The 22,789-nt window shown below is 65.4% G+C and carries 17 protein-coding genes and 1 tRNA gene; 5 read left to right on the forward strand and 13 right to left on the reverse strand.

Going from position 1 to position 22,789, the window contains the following annotated elements:
• Positions 1-4: 4 nt before the first annotated feature.
• From IVB23_RS19290 to IVB23_RS19300, 3 genes are all read right to left on the reverse strand, one after another.
• Positions 5-1,591, reverse strand: coding sequence for an amidase family protein (locus IVB23_RS19290; RefSeq protein ID WP_247804715.1), 1,587 nt, complete (start codon positions 1,589-1,591; stop codon positions 5-7).
• A 121-nt stretch (positions 1,592-1,712) separates the two neighbouring features.
• A complete protein-coding gene (locus IVB23_RS19295; RefSeq protein WP_247804717.1) occupies positions 1,713-2,747 on the reverse strand; it encodes an aldo/keto reductase in 1,035 nt (344 codons plus the stop codon).
• A gap of 15 nt (positions 2,748-2,762) precedes the next feature.
• Positions 2,763-3,944 (reverse strand): MFS transporter, encoded by a 1,182-nt coding sequence (locus IVB23_RS19300; protein WP_061882686.1) that lies wholly within the window; start codon positions 3,942-3,944, stop codon positions 2,763-2,765.
• A 99-nt stretch (positions 3,945-4,043) separates the two neighbouring features.
• Between IVB23_RS19300 and IVB23_RS19305 the strand changes: the two genes are divergently transcribed.
• Positions 4,044-4,997 (forward strand): LysR family transcriptional regulator, encoded by a 954-nt coding sequence (locus IVB23_RS19305; RefSeq protein WP_061882687.1) that lies wholly within the window; start codon positions 4,044-4,046, stop codon positions 4,995-4,997.
• A 130-nt stretch (positions 4,998-5,127) separates the two neighbouring features.
• Here IVB23_RS19305 and IVB23_RS19310 read toward each other — a convergent pair.
• Positions 5,128-5,217, reverse strand: a tRNA-Ser gene (locus tag IVB23_RS19310).
• 194 nt (positions 5,218-5,411) lie between these two features.
• On the opposite strand from IVB23_RS19310, the gene IVB23_RS19315 reads away from it, so the two are divergent.
• Positions 5,412-5,747, forward strand: coding sequence for a hypothetical protein (locus tag IVB23_RS19315; protein ID WP_061882688.1), 336 nt, complete (start codon positions 5,412-5,414; stop codon positions 5,745-5,747).
• A gap of 132 nt (positions 5,748-5,879) precedes the next feature.
• On the opposite strand, the gene IVB23_RS19320 is transcribed toward IVB23_RS19315, so the two are convergent.
• The 3 genes from IVB23_RS19320 to IVB23_RS19330 all read right to left on the reverse strand — a co-directional run bounded on the left by IVB23_RS19320 (position 5,880) and on the right by IVB23_RS19330 (position 9,894).
• On the reverse strand, positions 5,880-7,343 hold the full coding sequence (locus IVB23_RS19320; protein ID WP_247804718.1) for a trehalose-6-phosphate synthase: 1,464 nt from the start codon (positions 7,341-7,343) through the stop codon (positions 5,880-5,882).
• 240 nt (positions 7,344-7,583) lie between these two features.
• Positions 7,584-8,402 carry a trehalose-phosphatase gene (gene otsB, locus IVB23_RS19325; RefSeq protein ID WP_061882690.1) on the reverse strand — a complete coding sequence of 273 codons (819 nt, stop codon included), beginning with the start codon at positions 8,400-8,402 and terminating at the stop codon, positions 7,584-7,586.
• Between the two features lie 4 nt (positions 8,403-8,406).
• A complete protein-coding gene (locus tag IVB23_RS19330) occupies positions 8,407-9,894 on the reverse strand; it encodes an MFS transporter (RefSeq protein WP_197968616.1) in 1,488 nt (495 codons plus the stop codon).
• A gap of 180 nt (positions 9,895-10,074) precedes the next feature.
• On the opposite strand from IVB23_RS19330, the gene IVB23_RS19335 reads away from it, so the two are divergent.
• Positions 10,075-10,449: a DUF3175 domain-containing protein gene (locus tag IVB23_RS19335; RefSeq protein ID WP_247799704.1), complete on the forward strand. Its 375-nt coding sequence runs from the start codon at positions 10,075-10,077 to the stop codon at positions 10,447-10,449.
• Between the two features lie 218 nt (positions 10,450-10,667).
• On the opposite strand, the gene IVB23_RS19340 is transcribed toward IVB23_RS19335, so the two are convergent.
• Both IVB23_RS19340 and IVB23_RS19345 read right to left on the reverse strand, forming a co-directional pair.
• The gene (locus tag IVB23_RS19340) at positions 10,668-12,701 is read right to left on the reverse strand and encodes a HAMP domain-containing methyl-accepting chemotaxis protein (RefSeq protein ID WP_247799705.1); all 2,034 of its coding nucleotides are present in this window, start codon (positions 12,699-12,701) and stop codon (positions 10,668-10,670) included.
• A 389-nt stretch (positions 12,702-13,090) separates the two neighbouring features.
• On the reverse strand, positions 13,091-15,130 hold the full coding sequence (locus IVB23_RS19345; protein ID WP_247799706.1) for a HAMP domain-containing methyl-accepting chemotaxis protein: 2,040 nt from the start codon (positions 15,128-15,130) through the stop codon (positions 13,091-13,093).
• A 252-nt stretch (positions 15,131-15,382) separates the two neighbouring features.
• Between IVB23_RS19345 and IVB23_RS19350 the strand changes: the two genes are divergently transcribed.
• Both IVB23_RS19350 and IVB23_RS19355 read left to right on the forward strand, forming a co-directional pair.
• Positions 15,383-16,549, forward strand: a complete 1,167-nt coding sequence (locus tag IVB23_RS19350) for an FIST N-terminal domain-containing protein (RefSeq protein WP_247799707.1) — start codon at positions 15,383-15,385, stop codon at positions 16,547-16,549.
• Positions 16,546-17,904, forward strand: a complete 1,359-nt coding sequence (locus IVB23_RS19355) for a hybrid sensor histidine kinase/response regulator (protein WP_061880342.1) — start codon at positions 16,546-16,548, stop codon at positions 17,902-17,904. The genes IVB23_RS19350 and IVB23_RS19355 overlap by 4 nt, the downstream gene beginning before the upstream one ends.
• A 15-nt stretch (positions 17,905-17,919) precedes the next feature.
• Here IVB23_RS19355 and IVB23_RS19360 read toward each other — a convergent pair whose 3' ends face one another.
• The 4 genes from IVB23_RS19360 to IVB23_RS19375 all read right to left on the reverse strand — a co-directional run bounded on the left by IVB23_RS19360 (position 17,920) and on the right by IVB23_RS19375 (position 22,530).
• Positions 17,920-18,609: a response regulator transcription factor gene (locus IVB23_RS19360; protein ID WP_247799708.1), complete on the reverse strand. Its 690-nt coding sequence runs from the start codon at positions 18,607-18,609 to the stop codon at positions 17,920-17,922.
• A 97-nt stretch (positions 18,610-18,706) separates the two neighbouring features.
• Entirely contained in the window at positions 18,707-19,393 is a 687-nt protein-coding gene (locus IVB23_RS19365) for a response regulator transcription factor (RefSeq protein ID WP_197969237.1), read from the reverse strand.
• Positions 19,394-19,505: 112 nt separating this feature from the next.
• Positions 19,506-20,687 carry a transporter substrate-binding domain-containing protein gene (locus tag IVB23_RS19370; RefSeq protein ID WP_346659108.1) on the reverse strand — a complete coding sequence of 394 codons (1,182 nt, stop codon included), beginning with the start codon at positions 20,685-20,687 and terminating at the stop codon, positions 19,506-19,508.
• A gap of 127 nt (positions 20,688-20,814) precedes the next feature.
• Positions 20,815-22,530, reverse strand: coding sequence for a PQQ-dependent methanol/ethanol family dehydrogenase (locus IVB23_RS19375; RefSeq protein WP_247799710.1), 1,716 nt, complete (start codon positions 22,528-22,530; stop codon positions 20,815-20,817).
• Positions 22,531-22,789 lie beyond the last annotated feature (259 nt).

A 22,789-nucleotide genomic window follows, 5' to 3' on the forward strand; every position in this document is an offset into this window, starting at 1 on the left:
CGCCCTAACCCATCCTCTCCCAGAGCTGGCGCGTCAGCACGCCGGCACGCGTCTCGATCGCGGCGGCGGCATCGAGTGCGAGGTCCTCGCGGTAACGGCCGGCGATGAGCTGCACGCCGATCGGCTTGCCGTCATGCAGCGCCACCGGCACCACCGCGCCGGGCAGACCCAGCACGTTGATGGCGGAGATGAAGCGGATCTCGCCCCAGAAGATCTCGCACACGCGCTCGGCGCTGACGGTGTCGTCGCGCGGGCCCGGCGTCGGCTTCACCGTGGTCGGCGCCAGCACAACCGGATACTCCTCGAAGAACAATTGCCAGGCGCGGATGTGGCTGCTGCGTGCTGCAGTCGCCTGCATCCAGGCCTTGAGATCGAGCACGTTGGCCTCGGCCTTCATGCCGCCCCAGGCCTTGTGGAAATCCTCCGACGTGACCTTCAGCATGCCGGCCTCCTGCATCACCACGGTCTCGTTGGTGATGATGTCGCACCAGGTCTGCCAGACACCGTTGATGTCGGGCACCTCGACCTCGCTGACGCGATAGCCGGAACGCTCGAGATGGTCGGCGGCCTGGCGAAGCGCCGCGGCGACGGAGGGATCGACGTCCATGTCCTCGGGGATCTTCGCCAGCGCGACCTTGATCGGCCCCTTCGGCTTGGGTCCGATCAGCGGTGCCGGCACCCACCAGGGGTCGCGCGGATCGCGCTGGCTCATCGCCTCCAGCGCGAGGCGGACGTCGGCGACGTGGCGGGCGAGCGGACCCTGCGCCGACATCAGATGCGCCAGCATCGGCCGCTCCGCCGTTGCGCTTCCGTTGAAGGCGGGGATGCGGCCCTGCGTCGGCTTGATGGTGGCGACGCCGTTGCAATGCGCCGGCCAACGCAGCGAACCGCCGATGTCGTTGCCATGGGCGATGGTGCCGATGCCTGCCGCGACCGCCGAACCCGCACCGCCCGAGGAGCCGCCACAGGTGATATCGGGATCCCAGGGGTTCAGCGTCAGCCCGTGCAGGGGATTGTCGGTGAAGCCGCGGAAGGAGAATTCCGGAGTGTTGGTGAGACCAAGAACGATGGCGCCGGCCTTCCTGAGGTTGCGGACAACAGGCGCATCCGATGGCGCGATGAGATCCTTGTTGGCGGGAACGCCGTTGAAGTTGGGCCGGCCTTCATAGTCGACATTCTCCTTGATGGTGATGGGCACACCGTGCAGGAGGCCGAGCTCACCGCCCTTGGCGCGCTGCTTGTCGGCGGCGTGCGCGGCTGCGAGCGCTTCTTCCGAGAGATCCACGACAACGGCATTGAGCCCCGGATTGACGGTGCGCATCCGCTCGAGATGCGTTTCCACGACCTCGACCGCGGAGATTGCGCCGGAGCGGATCGCGGCCGCGGTATCGACCGCGGACCATTGCCAGGCCGGTCCCCTGGGCCGGCGCGCGGTGGCTGATTTGCGCGCGGCGACCTTCTTGGCGGGCTTGATCGTTTTCGCAGCGACGCCCTTTCGGGCTGAGGTCTTCTTGCTCGATGCCTTCTTGCTCGTCTTCGTTGCCGCTTTCCTGGAAGTACTTTTCTTCTTGGTTGCCGTTTTCTTCGCCACGTCGCATCTCCTGAAACTGTGCGGCGGAGGTTACGGACGAGGATGAGGCGTGTACAGCCGCGTTTCTGCATGGCGCATTGCGACGGTACACCGATGCGACGAATTGCCTGCGTCCCCTGGCCTAAACAGCCGGCGGATTCAGCCGGGCAAAACCCTGCTGGATGCGATAGGGATAGTAGGGATAGGGCGGCATCACCGCGCTGGCCTCGTCGAGACGCTTGACCTGATCCGCGCTCAGCGACCAGCCTACTGCACCGAGATTGTCGCGCAGCTGCGCTTCGTCGCGAGCGCCGATGATGACGGAGGCGATCGTGGGGCGGCTCAGCAGCCAGGCGATCGCGACCTGCGGCACGGTGCGGCCGGTCTCCATCGCGATCGCGTCCAGCACGTCGACGACGGCGTAGAGCATCTCCTCGCGCACCGGCGGACCGAACTGTGCGGTCGCGTGCAGGCGGCTGTTCGGCGGCAGCGGCTGGCCGCGCCGGATCTTTCCGGTAAGGCGGCCCCAGCCGAGCGGACTCCAGACCAGCGCACCCACCCCCTGGTCGCGCGCGAGCGGCATCAGCTCCCACTCGTAGTCGCGGCCGAGCAGCGAGTAGTAGACCTGATGCGCGACATAGCGCGGCCAGCCATGCCGGTCCGCAATGGCGAGCGACTTCATTAGCTGCCAGCCGGCGAAATTGGAGACGCCGACATAGCGCAGCTTGCCCGCGCGCACGAGCATGTCGAGTGTCGACAGCACCTCCTCGATCGGGGTGAAGGCGTCGAAAGCGTGGAGCTGGAGCAGGTCGATGTGGTCCGTGGCAAGCCGGCGCAGCGCCGCGTCGACCGAGGTCAGGAGCCGCTGCCGCGACGAGCCTGCATCGTGCGGCCCCTCGCCCGTCGGCAGGCTCATCTTGGTGGAGATCAGCACCTTGTCACGCCGGCCCCTGATCGCAGCGCCGAGGATCTCCTCGGACGCGCCGTCCGAATAGACGTCGGCGCTGTCGAACAGGTTGACGCCGGCATCGAGGCAGATGTCGATCAGCCTGCGCGCCTCGTCCGCATCGCTGCGGCCCCAGGCCGAGAACAGGGGACCCTGCCCGCCGAACGTGCCGGTCCCGAAGCTGAGGACGGGGACCCTGAGTCCGGAGGCACCGAGATTGCGGTATTCCATGACGGGTTTCCTCCACTATTCCGCCGGACACGCCGCGGCGGCGACCGACGCGCGATCGAGCCGAAGGCTCCACAGCGCCAGCGCGAGGCCGATCGCTGTGATGCCGGCCGCGACCAGCGGCAGCGCGGGAAGCCCGAATCCGCGATCGATAGTGACGCCGCCGGCCCAGGCGCCGAGCGCGTTGCCGAGATTGAACGCGGCGATGTTGAGGCTGGAGGCGAGCGTGCGGCCGCTGGGGCCGGCTGCCTCCAGCACACGAAGCTGGAGCGGGGCGACGGTTGCGAAGGCGGCGATGCCGAGCAGCAGGATCAACGCGATGGAGAGGATCTTGATCGATAGCACGGCTGCCAGCCCGAGCAGCACGATCGCAAGCGCAGCAAGCGTGCCGGTCAAGGCCCGTGCCAGGCCGCGGTCCGCAAGCTTGCCGCCGGCAACGTTGCCGATCGCAAGCCCGACGCCGAACACCAGCAGGATCGGCGAGACGGCAGCCTCCGAGAAACCGGTAAAACGCGTCAGGATCGGCTGGATATAGGTGAAGACGACGAACAGGCCAGCGAAGCCGAACACGGTCATGGCGAGGCCGAGCAGCACCTGCGGACGGCCGAGCACGGCCACTTCTTCGGTAAGCGAGATCGGCTTGTCGCCATTGCCGACATGGCCAGGCACGAGCGCGGCGACCACTGCGAACGCGATCACGCCGATGACCGTCACGGCCCAGAACGCGGCGCGCCAGCCGAGCATCAGGCCGAACCACGCGCCGAAGGGCACGCCCAGGAGCGTGGCGACCGTCAGGCCGATGAACATGGTGGCGATCGCGGAGGCACGCTTGTCCTCGGCGACGAGGCTGGTGGCCACGACCGAGCCGACACCGAAGAACGTGCCGTGGGCGAGCGAGGTCAGCACGCGCGCAGCCATCAGCAGTTCGTAATTCGGGGCCAGCGCGCAAGCCGCATTGCCCAGCGTGAAGATCGCCATCAGCGCGAGCAGCACTGTTTTCCGTGGCATCCGCCGCGTCGCCAGCGTCAGCACCGGCGCGCCGACGAACACACCGAGCGCATAGCCCGATATCAGCAGGCCGGCGACCGGCACGGAAACATGCATGTCGGCGGCGACCTGGAGCAAGAGACCCATGATGATGAATTCGGTGGTGCCGATGCCGAAGGCACCAGCGGTGAGCGCGAGGACGGCGGGAGGCATGCATGGCTCCGATGGATGAGACGAAGTCCCGCAGATAGCCGCATGGCCGCAAAACCATTAGAATGTCGGCAATCCAATCATTTGTGACGTGAATTCAACATGGCCCGTTTCGACACCAACCGCTTCGCCGAGATGGAGGTTTTCGTTCGCGTCGTCGATCTCGGCGGCTTCACCCAGGCCGCGCGAAAGCTGCGCCTGACGCCGTCGGGCGTCAGCAAACTGATGTCGCGGCTGGAGGCGCGGCTCGGCGCGCGACTCGTCAACCGCACCACGCGCAAGCTGACGCTGACCGAGGAGGGCCGGGCCTTCTACCAGCGCTCGTTGCGCATCCTCGCCGAAATGGAGGAGGCCGAGCGCGAGGCCGCCTCAGGCGCGGCGCCGCGCGGCCGCCTCACGGTCAACTGCAACATTCCCTTCGGCATGCTGCATGTGGTGCCGTTGGTCCCGCGCTTCCTGGAACGGCATCCCGACGTCACGCTCGATCTCGTGCTCACCGACACGCTGATTGACCTGATGCAGGAGCGCGCCGACGTCGCCATCCGCGTCGGCCCGCTGCGGGCCTCGCGTCTCGTCGCGCGAAAGCTCGGCAGCAGCCGCATGGTCGTGGTCGGCGCGCCGGCCTACCTCGCCCGTTGCGGCACGCCGAAAACGCCGGCGGACCTTGCCGATCACCGCGGCATCGGCTGGACTTTTCCGCGCAGCATCCGCGGTTGGCCGTTCAGGCGCGGGGATCACACCGAGGAGGCGGTGCCCACGCCGGTCGCGCGCGCCAGCGACGGCGAAGCCGCCCGCCGCCTTGCGCTGGGCGGCGTCGGACTTGCCCGCCTCGCCCTCTTCCACATCGGCCCCGACATCGAATCCGGCCGCCTCGTCCCGGTGCTGCAAGGCTACAATCCCGGCGACCGCGAAGACATCCACGCCGTCTATGTCGGCCACACCGCGCCACTGCCCGCGCGCGTGCGCGCGTTCATCGATTTTCTCGCCGAGCACGTGCGGGTGGGCGATCCGGCGTTGAAACGGGCGAGTGACGGAAGGTGGAGATTGGTGGGGTGAGGTGGCGGCGGAGAGCGCAGGAGAAGTTTGATTCCGGCCGGCTTGCCGAGCCGAAGCAAACGGCAACGACTCCGCCTTCGCCCTGCGGGCTTCGGCACGCCAGCCTTGCGCAAACTTCGTTTGCGAAGGCTGGCGGAGAGAGTGGGATTCGAACCCACGGTACGGTTTCCCGCACACACGCTTTCCAAGCGTGCGCCTTAAGCCACTCGGCCATCTCTCCGGAGCGCCCTCTCTTGAAGGGGCGCCAACGATTTTGCAAGGGATCGCGGGGATATCCGGCGATTTTTCCGCAACTCATTGTATTTACGGGACAATATCTGACGCCAGACGTGCCTTGACCCGCCTGTTGGCTGAACCGCAGGCGGGTTTGGCGCGACGATTCACAGTAAGCCGCCAAACACGACCGGGGACGCCATGACCATCTGCAGGACCATCGCCGCCCTTGGCCTGATTTCGGCCATCGGCTTCGCCGTGCCCGCCGCCGCGCAGGTCTGCACCCGGCAAGGCGTCGACGTCAGCTGTGACGATGGTCGGCGCGGGGTGCTTTCGGGCGATGCCATCCTCTGGCCGGACGGAACGCGCTCGAGCTCGACGCCGCATCAGAGCGTCGTCATTGGCAACAAGAGCTCGGTCCATGTCGGGTCAGGCGTATTCGTCGGCCAGGGCAAGGGCGTGATGCCGCTGGACGATCCCAACGCGCCGAACAAGCGGCAATGCGCAATTCTGGAGGGCGTGTCGTATTGTTATTGAGGTTCGCGCCATTCGCCTGGGCCGTCATGCCCGAGGCTCCTCCCGGGCATCCAAGTTCTCGGATCCGCCTGGCGAGACGTGATGGCCGGGACATGGCCGGCCATCACGGCGTGGACAGAGCCTGCGAAGATCTTAAATCAACCGCACGCCTGATATCGCCGACTTCAGCCAGCGCAGTGCCTGCGGCGGCTGGGCTGCGAGCGGCGCGACCGCCACCTTCTCCGTCCGGCACTTCTCGAGCTCAGCGACGAAATCGGCGGACCATTGCTGGATGGTGTGGCCGCGCAGCTTCTTCATCATTGCGTCCCAGCGCATCTTGCGCTCGGTGAGCGGCATGGAGGCCGCGACCGCGATCGCACGCGCCATACCGTCGATGTCGTGCGGATTGACCAGCAGTGCGGTGTCCAGCTCGTTGGCGGCGCCCGCGAATTTCGACAGCACCAGCACGCCGGGATCGGCCGGGTTTTGCGCGGCGACGTATTCCTTGGCGACGAGGTTCATGCCGTCGTGCAGCGGCGTCACCACGCCGATCTGCGCCGTGCGGTAGAGGCCCGCGAGCACGGCCTGGCTGAAGCCCTTGTTCAGATAGCGGATCGGCGTCCAGTCGACCTCGCCATGACGGCCGTTGACGTCGGTCACGAGGCGCGCGACGTCGTTCTGGAGAGTGCCATAAGCCTCGATGCCGCCGCGCGAGGGGTTCGCGATCTGGAGCAGCGAGATGCTGCGCGCAAACTGCGGCTGCTCGGTCCAGAGCCGGTCGAACGCGCTGATGCGGTTGACGAGCCCCTTCGAATAGTCGAGCCGGTCGACGCCGATCGCCAGACGCTCGCCGTTGAGGCTGCGCCGCAACCGCGACACATCGGGGTGCGAGGCCGATTTCGCAGCGTACTGCGCAAACTTCTCCGCATCGATTCCGATCGGAAAGACTTCACAACGCGTACGCCCATGTTGCGAGATCGCAACGCCGCCTTCGATGGCGAGGCCGAGCTCACCGCCGACATAACCGAGAAAGTTCTGGCGATCCTCCTCGGTCTGGAAGCCGAGCAGATCGTAGGCCAGCATCGCCGTGATCAGCTCGCGATGGTTGGGCACGCCTTGCACCACCGCGGCGACGGGCCACGGCGTATGCAGGAAGAAGCCGATGGGATCATCGACGCCGAGGTCGCGCAGCTCGGCGCCGAGCGCGAGGAAATGATAGTCCTGCACCCAGAACGCGGTCTTGGCTTTTCTGAAGCGCAGCAGCGCGCGCGCCATGAAGGCGTTGACCTCGCGATAGCTGACATAATCCTCTCGCGAGACGCGGATCAGATCGCTGCGCGAATGCAGCGCCGGCCACAGTGCAGAATTGGCAAAGCCTTCGTAGTAGCCGCCATAATGGGCCGCCGGCAGGTCTAGCGTCGCAATCGCGCCCGTCCCAAGCGCCTCGATCTCGGCGAAGGGTTCCTTCTGATGGCCATCACGCACACGGCCGGAGGAACCGACCCAGATCGCACCGGAATGTTCCACCACGGGAAGCAGTGCCGCCGCAAGGCCGCCCGTCATGGGCTCATTGGGTTTGCCGCGCGCGACGCGATTTGAAACGACAACTAAGTTCACAGGTCGTCCCCTCCTGTTCATTCCACCCCGTTTAACTGCCGTTCATCAATATGGTTCCTGATCATCGTTTCAACCAATTGAAACCAAAATCAGGCGCGCGCGTTGGAACTGGTTTCGCTTGCGGAACCCTGGGATTTCGCCGCAAAGACGGCTTTCCGGTCGTGTTGCGCAGCATGTAACGCGGCGCGCAGCGGCACTGCACTCAGCGCTTTGTGTCTGCGCGGTGGCGCTGCCTTCGTTTCACCTCGGATCGAGCAGGCGCGCAAGGAACGCGCGCACGTCGGCCGGCGCATCGAAATGGCCATTCACGCCCATGGCGCGGCGGCCGACGGAGAAGGCGAGCCCGTCCATGTCTGGCATGATCGCGAATACCGTCTCGTCGGTGACGTCATCTCCGATGAACAACGGGCGCCGTCCCCTGAACGGCTCGTGCTTCATCAATTCGCGCACGCCGCTCGCCTTGGTGAAGCCGGAATGCTTGATCTCGCAGACGAACTTTCCGGGCAGCACCTCAATCGGTGCATTGGGCAGGTCGGCGCGGATCAACGAGACGGATTCGTAGATCGCCTTCTCCGCATGCGGCGCCAGGCGGTAATGCAGCGCGAGCGAGTAGCCCTTGTCCTCGAGCAGAATGCCGGGGCTGAGCTTGGCGATGGCCGCCAGGCGCCGCTTCAGCTCCTTGTCAAGCGGCGGCGCATGCACAGCATCCGCTTCGTTGTCCACCGACAGCCGCATCTCCGCACCGTGGCCGGCAACGGCGCGGAACACGTCCGGCGCGAAGATCAGGTCGATGTCGTTGAGTGAGCGGCCGCTGACCAGCGCCAGCGCCCCGGACGTGCACTCGGTCAGCCGGCCCAGCGTTTCCGACAGGCCCGGCGGCACCCACACCTCGCGCGGTGTCGGCATCAGGTCGAGCAACGTGCCGTCGATGTCGAGCAAGATCGCGATCTCATCGAGATGCGGCACAAGCGCATGCGGCACCGGCACCGCTTCGGGCGCATCGTCATCCAGCATGGTGCGGTTCTGGTCCAACGCAATCTCCGCAAGTTCAGATTTCATCAGTCTACTCCATAAATGCGAGCGGCCGCGCGATTTGTTCGAGCGATTTGCGCTCCGCGGAGACGGCGTAGCGCCACGCCACGATCGCAGCCGCGATCATCAGGACTGCCCCCAGCAAATAGCCGGCGAACACGCTGTTGCGTGATCCCGTGTCGATCAGCGCGCCGAACAGCGCCGGCCCGATCACGCCGCCGATGCCGGTACCGACGGCGTAGAACACCGCGATCGCCAGCGCGCGAACCTCCAACGGAAACGTCTCGCTGACGGTAAGATAGGCCGCGCTCGCCGCGGGCGAGGCAAAGAAGAAGATCACCATCCAGGCCACGGTCTGCCCTTGCGCGCTCAGCACACCGATCGAGAACAGATAGCCCGATAGCGCCAGCAGCACGCCCGATGCGCCGTAGGTGAACATGATCATGGTGCGGCGGCCGAGCGTATCGAACAGACGGCCGAGCAGCAGGGGGCCGAGGAAATTGCCGGCAGCGAAGGGCAGCAGGTACCAGCCGACGTGATCGGCACTGATGCCGTAGAAATCGGTCAGCACCAGCGCGAAGGTGAAGAAGATGGCGTTGTAGAAGAACGCCTGGGCGCTCATCAGCACGAGGCCGACCACCGCGCGCTGGCGATAGGCCGAGAACAACGTATGAACGACCTCGCTGATCGGCGTGTGATCGCGCATCCTCAGGCGTATCTTCGTGAAGCGCCCGTCCGTCAGGTCCTGATCATGCCCGATCACCGAGCGCTCGATCCCGTCGACGATGGCATGGGCCTCGTCGGGACGGCCATGGATCATCAGCCAGCGCGGACTTTCCGGGATCCACATTCGCATCAACAGCACGACGAGGCCGAGGATCGCGCCTATGAGAAAGGCCAGGCGCCAGCCGAGCTCGGGATCGATCACGGCAGGATCGAGCAGCACGATGGCCGCCACCGCACCCATCGCGGCGCCGATCCAGAAACTGCCGTTGATGACGAGATCGGTCCAGCCGCGATAGCGCGCCGGCACCAATTCCTGGATGGTCGAATTGATCGCGGTGTACTCGCCGCCGATGCCGGCGCCCGTGAGGAAACGAAACAGCGCGTAGCTCGCGACATCCCACGACAGAGCGGTCGCGGCCGTTGCCGAGAGATAGAGCGCAAGCGTGATGAAGAACAGCTTCTTGCGGCCGATGCGGTCGGTGAGCCAGCCGAAGCCGAGCGCACCCAGCACGGCGCCCGCCAGATAGGCGGAGTTGGCGATGCCGAGATCGAGATTGGAGAACTGCAGCGAGGGACTCTGCTTCAGCGCCCCCGAGAGCGCACCGGCCAGGGTCACCTCGAGCCCGTCGAGAATCCAGGTGATGCCCAGCGCGAGCACGACGCGGGTGTGGAAGCCGCTCCACGGCAGCGCGTCCAGCCGCGAGGGAATGCTGGTCTCGACGATACGGTCCGTCGCGGTCGCCGCCGGGACTACGGGTGCATAGTTCAGCGCTGGGCTTTGCTGCAATTCCATCGGGTTGTTGCGTCTGATCAATGGAAAGGACCCCTCTCACGTGATGTGGACGGGTCGATCCGATCATCGGGGTGCGGCAATTCGCCTGCCACCTGCGACAACGCCTGCGGCGAGGCCAGGTTCCCATGGGAACGCCCGTTGGCACCGCTCGTTTCCAATGGAGCCGCAAGGAGTTGACGCATGGCTCACGTCAGAAAGACGACACATTCAAGGAAGACAGGCGCGCGCAACACCGCGCGTCGCAAGGCGAGCACGACGCGCAAGAGGTCAAATCGCCGTGCAGCACCGAAGCGCTGGTCGCAACGGGTGACACAGGAGAGCGACGCGCTCGATCTCAAGCGCGGAGTGTTCAAGCTTAGGGATCCCCGGAAGATCGCAGCCTCCCTGAAGCGCTCGGCGGAGCACAGCTCGCGTCGCAAGACCGGCGCCTATCGCTCGGCGCTGTCGATGCTGACCTTCTACATCAACCGCGCCGGCAGGACGCTGCCGAAGACGCAGCGCACGCGACTGGAGCGCGCGAAGGTGGAGCTGAAGCGAGCCTTCGGGAGAGAATAAGACTCACGCGCTTCTTAACTCCGCCGTCGTCCCGGACAAGCGCGCCCAAAGCGCGTGCCAATCCGGGATCCATAGCCACAGGGAGTGGTTTGGCGAAGACTCGGAGTTGCCAGCCTGCGCCCCAACTGCTCCCTGGGAGTATGGGTCCCGGATCGGCGCGCGCCTGGGGGGCGCGCTTGTCCGGGACGACGGCGGAGGGCGGTGCGACAGCAGCGCACCTACGCTGCGCGGATATTCCCCATGAAGCGGTCGAGCTCGGCGCGCAGGCGGGTGCTCTCGCTCGACAGGGTCTTGGCCGAATTCAGCACCTCTTCCGAGGCCGAGCCGGTCTCGGCGGCGCCGCGGTTGACCTCGCCGATGTCGGTGGCGGCCGTCTGCGTGCCCTGTGCGACCGTCTGGACGCTGCGGGCGATCTCCTGGGTGGCGGCGCCCTGCTGCTCGACCGCGCTCGCGATCGACGTCGAGATCGACGAGATCTGGCCGATGGTCGCGCCGATCTCCTTGATCGCGGCAACCGATTCGGCGGTGGCGCCCTGCATGCCGGCGATGTGCGAGGAGATCTCGTCCGTCGCCTTCGCGGTCTGGCTTGCCAGCGATTTCACTTCGCTCGCCACCACCGCGAAGCCACGGCCGGCTTCACCCGCGCGGGCCGCCTCGATGGTGGCGTTGAGCGCAAGAAGGTTGGTCTGCTCGGCAATCGCCGTGATCAGCTTGACCACCTCGCCGATCTGCTGGGCGGCATGCGACAGCTTGCCGATGCGGCCGTCGGTCTCCTTGGCCTGCACCACGGCAGCCTCGGCGATGCGGCTGGAATCGCGGACCTGGCGGCCAATCTCCTCGACCGAGGCCGAGAGCTCTTCCGTCGCGGTCGCGACCGACTGCATGTTGCTGGAGGCCTGCTCGGAGACGCCGGCGACCTGGCTCGACAGGCTCTGCGTGGTCTCGGCGGTGCGGGTCAGCGTCGAGGCCGCCGATTCCAGCTGCACGGCGGAGGCCGAGACGTTGGAGACGATGGCGCCGACCGCGCTCTCGAAATCATCGGCAAAGCGGATCAGTTCGGCGCGGCGGCTTGCGGCCTGCTCCCGGTTCTGGATTTCGCTGGCGGCAGCGTCGCGCTCGGCCTTGGCGACCGCCTGAACCTTGAACTCCTCGACCGCACCGGCCATCTCGCCGATCTCGTCCTTGCGGCCGAGGCCGGGCAGCACCACGTCGAAATTGCCCGAGGCAAGCTCGCGCATCGCCTTGCACATCGCGATCATCGGACGCGAGATGCCATTGCCGAGCCACAAGGCCAGCACGGTGCCGACGGCCAGCCCGCCCAGCGCCAGCATCAGCATCAGCTGCTCGGTTTCCACGATGGTAGAATTGGCGCTCGCCTCGATGCGTTGCTGGTCGGCGGTCAGATCCGAACGCAGCTCGGCCGAGAGCTTGAGGATGGTCGCAGCCGTCTTGGTCATCTCGCCGTTCAGCTTGACGATGACCTTCACGTTCTCATTCAGCTTTGCAAACGAGGTGCGGTACTGCTTCAGGAGATCGCCGATCTCCTTGACGCGGTCCGTGATCTTCTGGTCATTCGCGTAGATGGAGACCAGCAGCGTCTCGAGGAACTTGATGCGGGCGATCACGCCGTCGGCGGTCTTCGGCTCCGGCTTGGCCACGAAGGCGCCGACCGAGGTGGAGACTGCCAGATATTGCGAGGTGACGTCCTTGGCCGTGGTCTGGACCGAGTTCAGGCCCGCCAGAGCCGCGGTGTCGGCGAGATCGTCGAATTTGAAGCGGATCTTGTTGCCGACACTGTTGAGCTCGTCGGCCGCGATCTTGTTGTTCTCGCGGGTCAGCGTGATGATCTCGCCGAAGACTTTCGTAAAGTTCTGGAACTCGGCCTCGAGCTTGCCGACCTGCTCACGGCGGGCGGCGCCGGTCGTCGCCGCCATCGACTTGGCGATCGCGCCTTTCAGATTGCCTTCAGCGGCCTTGGCTGCGGTCTCATCATCCGCCGCGCCGGTCAGGGTATAGGCCCGCGCCAGCCCCTGATAGGCGACCAGCTCGCGATCGACCGTCCGCGCCAGGTCGGCTTCCGATACGCTGGTGCGGTAGGACGCCACGGCGCCTGCGATTCGCTCGAAGCCGAAATAGGCGAACGCCATGCTGACGGCGAGAATGGCTAGCACCGCCACAAAGCCGAGGATGATTTTTGCGCGAAAGCGCAGCGTTGGCAGCTTCGATTTGCTCGACTTCGACTTGACCGACATTCCCCCACCCCATTCCATTCGCGGAAAACCAGGCGCATCCCGGAAGCAGCCCGCTTCCCGGCTCTTCTGCACGTTACGGGGCAAAGGATAAGCTGTGGTAAATTTGTGGCGCCGCAACTGGCGGTTAGGTGACGCGGGGAATTGTTAAGGCGCGCTTTCCCGCGCCGTTACAAATTGACCGCCGCCCATCTCCGCCGTCGTCCCGGACAAGCGCGCCCAAAGCGCGTGCCAATCCGGGATCCATAGCCACAGGGAGTGGTTTGGCGAAGACTCGGAGTTGCCAGCCTGCGCCCCAACTGCTCCCTGGGAGTATGGGTCCCGGATCGGCGCGCGCCTGGGGGGCGCGCTTGTCCGGGACGACGGCGGAGGGCGGTGCGACAGCAGCGCACCTACGCTGCGCGGATATTCCCCATGAAGCGGTCGAGCTCGGCGCGCAGGCGGGTGCTCTCGCTCGACAGGGTCTTGGCCGAATTCAGCACCTCTTCCGAGGCCGAGCCGGTCTCGGCGGCGCCGCGGTTGACCTCGCCGATGTCGGTGGCGGCCGTCTGCGTGCCCTGTGCGACCGTCTGGACGCTGCGGGCGATCTCCTGGGTGGCGGCGCCCTGCTGCTCGACCGCGCTCGCGATCGACGTCGAGATCGACGAGATCTGGCCGATGGTCGCGCCGATCTCCTTGATCGCGGCAACCGATTCGGCGGTGGCGCCCTGCATGCCGGCGATGTGCGAGGAGATCTCGTCCGTCGCCTTCGCGGTCTGGCTTGCCAGCGATTTCACTTCGCTCGCCACCACCGCGAAGCCACGGCCGGCTTCACCCGCGCGGGCCGCCTCGATGGTGGCGTTGAGCGCAAGAAGGTTGGTCTGCTCGGCAATCGCCGTGATCAGCTTGACCACCTCGCCGATCTGCTGGGCGGCATGCGACAGCTTGCCGATGCGGCCGTCGGTCTCCTTGGCCTGCACCACGGCAGCCTCGGCGATGCGGCTGGAATCGCGGACCTGGCGGCCAATCTCCTCGACCGAGGCCGAGAGCTCTTCCGTCGCGGTCGCGACCGACTGCATGTTGCTGGAGGCCTGCTCGGAGACGCCGGCGACCTGGCTCGACAGGCTCTGCGTGGTCTCGGCGGTGCGGGTCAGCGTCGAGGCCGCCGATTCCAGCTGCACGGCGGAGGCCGAGACGTTGGAGACGATGGCGCCGACCGCGCTCTCGAAATCATCGGCAAAGCGGATCAGTTCGGCGCGGCGGCTTGCGGCCTGCTCCCGGTTCTGGATTTCGCTGGCGGCAGCGTCGCGCTCGGCCTTGGCGACCGCCTGAACCTTGAACTCCTCGACCGCACCGGCCATCTCGCCGATCTCGTCCTTGCGGCCGAGGCCGGGCAGCACCACGTCGAAATTGCCCGAGGCAAGCTCGCGCATCGCCTTGCACATCGCGATCATCGGACGCGAGATGCCGGTACCAAGCAGAAAAGCAAGGACCGCGCCGAGCAGCGTGCCGCCAACGGCCAGCATCAGCACCAGCTGCTCGGTCCGCCCGATGGTCGCCTCCGACTCCGAATCCAGCCGCTGCTGCTCGGCGAGGAGGTCGGCCTTCATGGTGGTCGCTCCTTGCAGGATCGCACCGGCGGAACCGTTCATCTCGGTGACGAGATCATCGACCAGCTTGGCATTGGCGATCAGCTTCTCCAGCGCTTCGCGATAGGCGCCGAGCAGAGCCTTGGCATCCTTCAGGCCGGCGACGACCTTGTCGTCCATGGAATAGATCGCACCGAGCGAGTTCTCGACGAATTTCAGCCGCGCCAGCGCGCTGGTGGCGATCGACTGGTCGGAGGTCAGCACGAAATTGGTCGCCGCCGCGCTCGCCGTCTGGAACTGGGCGTTGACCTGCTTCGTGCCGAACTCGATCGCCTGCGCCTCGGAGTCGGAGGCGTTGTTGCCGATATCGTCCAGCTTGTATTTCAAGAGATTGGCGTTGCGGCTGAGCTGGTTCTGCACCAGCAGCGCACTGTCGCGCTTGGCCTTGAGTACCTTTGCGAAGGTCGCGGAGAAGTTGGAGAACTCCTTGGCGAGCTTGTCGAGGCTCTCCTGCCGCGCCGGCGTCTTGGCGCCCTTCACGGCCTGGTCGATGGCGTTCTTCAGGCTGCCTTCAGCATCCAGCGCCGCCTTGGCGTCGTCTTCCTTGCCGGTCACCACGAAATAACGTGCGGCCGAACGATAGGCGAGCAGCTCGCGATCGATGTTGCGGGCGAGATCGGCCTCGGAAACGCTGCTGCGGTACGACCCGACCCCGGAGGCGACCCGCTCGAAGCCGAAATAGGAGAAAGCCATGCTGCCGGCGGAAATCACCAGCACGGCGGCGAAGCCGAGAATGATCTTTGCGCGGAACCTGAGGGCCGGAAACAGTGCACGCTTGGACGGCGACGCGATACGCCCGGACATTCCCACCCCCATTTGTAATTCAGCCGCGATCCGGAGGCGCCCCGCCCCCCGACCTTGATGCGCAAAACTAAGGCAGAATCGATAAGGGGCGGTAAATTCGTCCCACCCCTCTCCGGCCCGATCGGCTTCGGGCGGAACGCCCCGCCCCGCAGGCCCCATCGCCGTGTTGCGACCGGACGAAAAAGGCCATACTCTTTGAACACTTGTGAGGAATTCGGCATTAGACCGAGCTGTCCTCGGGGGAGAAACGGAGTGAGGCAAACCGACTTTCGGTTTGGCGGTGCTTCCGGCATTGCCGTCGCGAAGTCGAAGGCTGCGGGCGCGGAACATGCTGTTGCCGAGCTCACCGCTCAGCTCCCGTCTGACGAGCTGGCGCTGATCCTGCTCTTTGTCTCCCCGAGCTACGACCCCCACCAATTTATCGCGGAGATCAGCCGGCGATTTGACGGGATCCCGGTCTGCGGTTGCACGACCGCCGGCGAACTGGCCCCTGACGGTTGGGACGAGAACAGCATCGTCGCTCTCGCCTTCAGCCGGGCCGACTTCTCGGCCGTGGTGCGTCCGATTCTCAATCTCGACAGTTTTCGCGTCGAGGACGGCCGCCGGATCGGCGCCGAAATCCGGCAAGAGCTGCTGCGGGTGTCCGCGCACGCCGAGCGCCGAAATCCGTTCGGCCTGGTGCTGATCGACGGCCTGTGCCGCCGCGAAGAGACGGTGATGTCCGCCATCTATGCCTCGCTGGACGACATTCCGGTCATCGGCGGGTCTGCCGGCGACGGATTGCGCTTCGAGAGGACCTGGGTGTTCCTCGACGGCAAGGCGCATACGAATGCCGCGCTCCTGATCCTCTTGAATACGTCGCTGCCGTTCCGTGTCTTCAAATGCGATAATTTCGAACCGCGGCCACAGCGCATGGTGGTCACCGAGGCCGACATCGAGAACCGGACCGTCAGGGAGCTGAATGCGGAGCCCGCGGCCCAGGAATATTCCCGTGTCGTCGGCATCATGGATGCCAAGCTCGACCCCTTCTCATTCGCGTCGCATCCTGTGCTGGTCCGCGTCGGCGGCTCGTACTATGCGCGGTCGATCCAGCGCGTCGAACCGGATGGTTCCCTGCACTTCTTTTGCGCCATCGACGAAGGCATGGTGTTGACGGCGGCGACGTCGCGCAGCCTCGTCGGCACGACGCGCGAGGCCTTTGCGGAGACGTGCGACCAGATCGGTGAGGTCTCGCTCTATATCGGCTTCGAGTGCCTTCTGCGCCGTCTCGATGCCGAGCAGCATCAGCTCGCACGCGACATGTCCGAGCTCTACCGCCAGAATCGCGTGGTCGGTTTTCATACCTACGGCGAACAGTTCGGCTCGATGCATGTGAACCAGACGTTCACCGGCGTCGCCATCGGCAGGCGCCCCACGTGACCGAGCTGTGGCAGGATCCCGCAACGGTCGAGCAGCTTCAGCGGGAAACCGCGAAGCTGAAGAAGATCAATGCAGCGCTGATGTCCCGCGTCGAACGCTCGATGGACCAGCAGCTCAACGCCTTCTCGCTGTTCGAGACCGCCATCGCGCTCGACCGCCAGGTTCGAGACCGGACGCAACAATTGCGCGAGGCGCTGCATTCGATCGAACACGCCAATGAAGGGCTCCATCGCGCCAAGCAGCAGGCCGAGGCCGCAAGCTCGCTCAAATCATCCGTCCTGATCTCGGTCACCCACGACCTGCTGCAGCCGCTGAACGCGGCGCGCCTGACGCTCTCGGCACTGACCGAGATGATGCAATCGCAGGACGCCGCCCTGCTGATCGATCAGGTCGACCGCTCGCTGGTGACGCTGGAGGATCTGCTGCGCTCGTTGCTGGAGATCGCAAAGCTCGACGCCGGCGCGCTCAAGCCCGACGTGCGTCCCATGGCGCTCGCGCCGCTGCTCGAGCAGCTCCGCAACGAATTCGCGCCGATCTGCGCGCGGCAGGGCCTGTGCCTGCGCATCCGCTCCTCGCCGCTCGCTGTGTCGTCGGACGCGATGATGCTCCGGCGCATCCTGCAAAATCTGCTCGCCAATGCCATCCGCTACACCCGCAGCGGCGGCGTCGTAATGGGATGCAGGCGCCGCAACAACCGCATCTGCGTTCAGGTTTCCGATACCGGACCGGGCATCGCACAGGCGCAGCAGGAGGCCATCTTCCGCGAATTCCAGCGCGGTGAGGCCAGCGCAACCGACCAGGCCGGATTTGGGCTCGGTCTCTCCATCGTTCGCCGCTTCGCAACGGTGCTCGGGCACGAGGTGCGGCTGTCATCGCAACTTGGCAAGGGATCGACGTTCACCCTCGAGCTCGAGCCGGCCGACCTTGCCGAGGTCGGCGACGGGGCGCACGAGGCCAAGCTCACCGAACGGCAATATGGCGGGCTCGAAGGCGCCAAGATCCTGCTGATCGAGAACGATCCATCGGGCTCTGAGGCCATGGCCGCGCTGCTGGAAGGATGGGGCTGCGACGTCGCGTCGACGCGATCGGCCGCGGACGCGCTGCTGCGCCTGCGCGAGCTGGGCGGCGCGCCGGACGCGGTCATCGCCGATCTTCATCTCGATCACGGCGAGAGCGGATTGTCGGCCATTGCCGACATCCGGCAGCAAACGAAGCTGGACGTGCCTGCGATGATCATCACCGCCGACTATTCCGAGAAGGCCGCCAAGCAAGCGAGCCTCTACGGGCTCGAGGTGTTGAAGAAGCCGGTCAAGCCTGCCGAAATGCGCGCGCTGCTGTCGTTTCTGCTGACTTGAAGCGCTCCCAGCCTTCTACTCCGACTGCGCGCGATCGTGCTTCACTCTCATTCCTTCGCTCGCCAGCGTCGCGAAATCGATCTTCGACATTTCGACGATCGCCTTGGTGCGGCTCAGCACGTTCAGCTTGCGCAGGATGTCGGAGACGTGGACCTTCACGGTCGTCTCGGAAATTTTAAGCTCATAGGCGATCTGCTTGTTCTGCAGGCCGCGCTTGAGCATTTCGAGAACCCGCAATTGCTGCGGCGTCAGATCATGCAGCCGCTTCAGCAGATCATGCGCGGGACCTGGAGCCCGCCGCGGCCGGAGCGCACGATAGGCGTTGGGAACGCAGACGAGGCCACGCAGCGCCTCGCCGATCGACTGCGCAAGATCCTGCTTGGACGAGGATTTGAGGATATAGCCGGACACGCCGAGCGACAAGGCGCCGGAGATGATGCTCGGATCCTGATGCGCCGACACGATGACGACGGGAACCTTCGGAAAGGCCTTGCGGATGCGGATGATGCCCGACAGGCCGGTGGTGCCCGGCATCGACAGGTCGAGCAGGAGGAGATCCAGCTCGGCTCCCGCGGCCAGCTGCTCGAGCGCGCCATCGACCGACGTCGCCTGCAGGATCTCGGCCTCGGGCGCCACCATTCGCAGCGCGCCTTCGAGCGCCTCGCGAAACAACGGATGATCTTCGACAATCAGAAATCGCGTCACGCGTCAGCCATTTCCAAATCGTTGCCGGGATCGAGCGTAAACCGAGGATGTATCAGCCGGCGCCAGCCGGCTTGATCGAGGTCAATGACAGCGCCGGTCATTGCGGCCTCCCGCGGTCGACCCTTGCATAGGGGCGGTTCCTGGGATCTGGCAGGTCCATCTTGCCGATCTCGATGATCGCCTTGTTGCGGCTGAACAGGCCGAGCTTGCGCAGGATCTCGGTGATGTGCGCCTTGACCGTGGATTCGGCGAGCTGCAGCTCCTGCGCGATCTGCCGATTCGGATAGCCGCGCCGCAACAGGTCCAGAACCCTCAGCTGCTGCGGCGTGAGCTCGCGGAGCTTGACCTCGAGCGCCTTGCTGGTCTCGGCCTTTCGTCGTTGCGGCGTCGCCACGAAATCCCGCGGCACCGAGACCGAGCCGGAGAGCACGCCCTCGATCGACTGGGCCAGCTCGCGCTTCGACGTCGACTTCGGGAGATAGCCGGCCGCGCCGAGCGCCAGCGCTTCGCGGACCACGTGCTGGTCCTCCTCGCTCGATACGATGGCGACCGGCAGGCGCGGATATGTTTCGCGCAGGCGGAGGAAACCGGAGAAGCCGGTCGCATCCGGCAGCGAGAGATCGAGCAGCGCGAGGTCGACCCCCTGCTCGGTCGTCAGGATGTGCAGAGCATCCTCGATCGACATCGCCTCGAGGATGCGGGCCTCGGGCAGGGCCAACCGCACCGCATTGCCCAGCGCTTCGCGGAACAGCGGATGATCGTCGATGATCAGGAAGCTGGCCATTGCGCCTTCCAAAGGATCCGCCGTACCGGCGGCAGCAGCGCACCCATCCCGTGCCGGAAAGATGCAGGATGGACGCTACCACATCTTCCCGATCCCGTCCGGTCAAGACCGTTCAGTCGTTCGATTCGACCTGGACCGTCAGCAGGAAGGAATAGATGCTATCGAGCTGGCCGTCGGTGAAAACCTCCTTCCAGGGCGGCATGCCCTTGGCGGGGCGCCCCTCGTGTACGGTCTTCCAGAACGTATCGCGCATGTCGTCGCCGTAGCGGTGATGCAGGAGCCGCAGGTCGATCTTCCGTTCGCTCTGCACCGCGTCCGGGCCGTGGCAATGCGCACAGGTTCCGTTGAAGATCTCCTTGCCTGCGCTGATGGCCTCGGCATTCGGCGCAACTGCATCGCCCTTGATCTCGGTTGCCACCGCATTTGCGACCTGCATCACGCTCGGGCGGGGGCCCGCTCCGGTCGTGGTTCCCGCCGGCGCAGCCGGGGCCGCACCAAGGCGGACAGGCTGTCCGGCCGGCAAGCCGTATTTCACCGCGAGATCGGCGATTGTCCGCTGGAGCTGAGGCAAGATCGCGTCGACGCGATCGCGGAGCTCGGTCGACCCCTTCGCAAAGCCGATGGCGGCATCCCATGACAGGCCTTCGCCTTCGGTCAGCCGGATTTGATAGCGATCATTGTAGGTGGTCATGTTCAACCAGCCGGCCACGGGCCCCCAGATGAAGGCGACGTCGGCCTTGCCCTGGTCGAGCGCCTGCATGCCTTCCTCGGGCGACAGCACGGTGACCTTCTGGATATCGTCCCGTGTCGCAAGAAGGTTTTGCGGCGTGCTGGCGTACTGGACTGCGACGCGCTTGCCCTTGAGGTCGTCGAAACCGCCGATCGCCTGACCCTTCGCCGCGACCAGCGCGTAGCCCTCCCTCGCAAAGGTGCTGGAGAAGATCACGGCGGGACCCATGAAATCCTCCGAGCGCGGCAAGCCGATCATGGCGTCGCATTGCTTGCCCAGCAGCGTGACCCGCACCGTGCGCTTGCCGAAATAGGATTTGTACCAGTCGTAGGCGATCGGCTGGCCGAGCGCCTGCGCCAGCGCCCGGCCGATTTCGACATAGAAGCCCGGCCGCGATGGGTTATCGCTCGAGAACGGCAGATTGGTCGGATCGGCGCAGAGACGGAACGGCTGCGCCTCGTCTGCGTGACCCGGCGCGATCATCGCGGACGCGGCGACACATGCGAGGAACCCGGCAACGGCGCGATTTCGGCTCTTGCCGCTTCCTGGATTGATCGGACGCATTCTCATCTCCGGAGGTTTGGAATGGCTGGACCAGGGATTGCGGCACGGGATCTGGCCGACGCCGCAATCGCGCAATCTCGAAAGGCGCGCGCGTATCCCGTCTCCTTCGGGATACGCGCGCCAGTCGTCACTGGACGGAGAACACGAAGAGCGAACCGCCCTCGGGGGCTGCGGCCGTCATCTTCTTCCCAACCTCGCCCAGGAACGCGGGCAATGCAGCCGTGCGGCCGACGACGATGGCGACGTATTGCTTGCCGTCGACACTGTAGGTCACCGGGCCCGCGCCGATGCCGGAGCCGAGATTCTTGCTCCACAGCACCTTGCCGGACTTCGCATCGATGGCGCGGAAGTCGCCGTGGATGTTGCCGGCGAATACGAGGCCACCGCCCGTGGTCAGCGTACCGCCGTTGAAGGGCAGGTCTTCCTTGATCGACCAGACCTTCTTTTGGGCGACGGGATCCCAGGCCACGAGCTCGCCGAGGAAGCCGCCGGGTCCTTCCTTGGTCGGGAATTCGGCGCCAAGATAGAACACGCCGCGCTTGTAGGCGACGTCGGAGACCGACCAATCCATGCAGACGTTGTTCGAGGGGATGTAGACGAGTCCGGTCTGCGGATTGAACGACATCGGCTGCCAGTTCTTGCCGCCGATCAGGTTCGGACAGATGTCCTTGGCGGGATGGCCCGGACCCGGACGCTTGTCGGGATCCTCGACCGCGCGCATTGTCTGGACGTCCCACTTGTTGGCCCAGTTGGAGAACACGTATTTCTCCGCCGACAACACCTTGCCGGTCTCACGGTTGGCGACGAAGAAGAAGCCGTTGCGATCCGCCTTCATCAGCGCCGGAACGGTGTTGCCACCGATCTTCAGATCCGCGAGCACGGCCTCGTTGACGCCGTCATAGTCCCAGGCATCGGCCGGCGTGGTCTGGATGTGCCATTTGATCTTGCCGGTGTTGGGATCGAGCGCCAGCGTCGAGGCGGTGTAGAGGTTGGTCAGCTTGCCGAAATTGCCGTCCCCGGTCGAGCGAACGCCGGTGTTCCACGGGCCGGGATTGCTGGTCCCCCAATATACGGTATCGGTCTTGGGATCGTAGGAGCCGACCAGCCAGGCCGCGCCGCCACCGTGCTGGGCGGAATCGCCTTTCCAGCTGTCGCCGCCGGGCTCGTCCGGGCTGGGAACCGTGAAGGTCTGCCACAACTGCTTGCCGGTCTTGATATCGAAGGCCTGGAGCGAACCGCGCACGCCATACTCGCCGCCGCCGAAGCCGGTGATGACCTTGTCGCGCACGACCAGTGGAGGCGAGGTGATGACCGAACCCTGCTTGTAGTCGACCACCTTCGTCGTCCACTGCGCCTTGCCGGTCGCGGCGTCGAGCGCCGTCAGCTTGCCGTCGAGACGGCCCACGAAGATCTTGCCATCCGCATAGGAGACACCGCGGTTGTTCACGTCGCAGCAGGCATATTGCAGCACATCATCGGGAATTTCGGGCTCCCACGTCCACTTGCGCGCACCGGTCGCGGCATCGAGCGCGTAGACGTATTTCGGGCCCCAGGAGCTCGAGACGTACAGCGTGTTGCCGACGACGATCGGCGAGGATTCGTTCGAGCGCAGCGACGCCAGCGAGAACGAATAGGCGAGCGTCAGCTTGCCGGCGTTCTCGGTGTTGATCTGCTTGAGCGGGCTGTAGCGCGTGTTGCCGTAGTCATGGCCGGCAACGGCCCACTGGTTCGAATCGGATTGCGCCTTGAGCAGCGAATCGTTGGCGCGGACGTCAGACGCGCCGGCGGCCAGCATCGCGATCATCGAAATGCCAGCCAAGAAGCCCTTCGTTCCAAAGGTCATGTATTCCCTCCGCGATGTTGTTGTGCACGCCTCGTTGGGCGCCTGAGCGCGTTGCGCTCGTGATGCGCAGTTCGTCTGCGAGCCATCGTTCGAAATTACAGCATCGCCTTTTCGCGCTTAGTATAGGCGGAAGGTAGTAGTGCAAATCATTGACGATCTTCGTCGCCCATCTCGTTGTCCGAGCTTGCGTCTTGCCCTTGTTTTGCAGCTCGAAATGCGTCATCGAATTCAGACAGCATCGCGCCGCAATCGCGCATCA

Origin of the sequence: Bradyrhizobium sp. 191 (genome assembly GCF_023100985.1) — a bacterium.
GTDB lineage: Bacteria > Pseudomonadota > Alphaproteobacteria > Rhizobiales > Xanthobacteraceae > Bradyrhizobium > Bradyrhizobium diversitatis.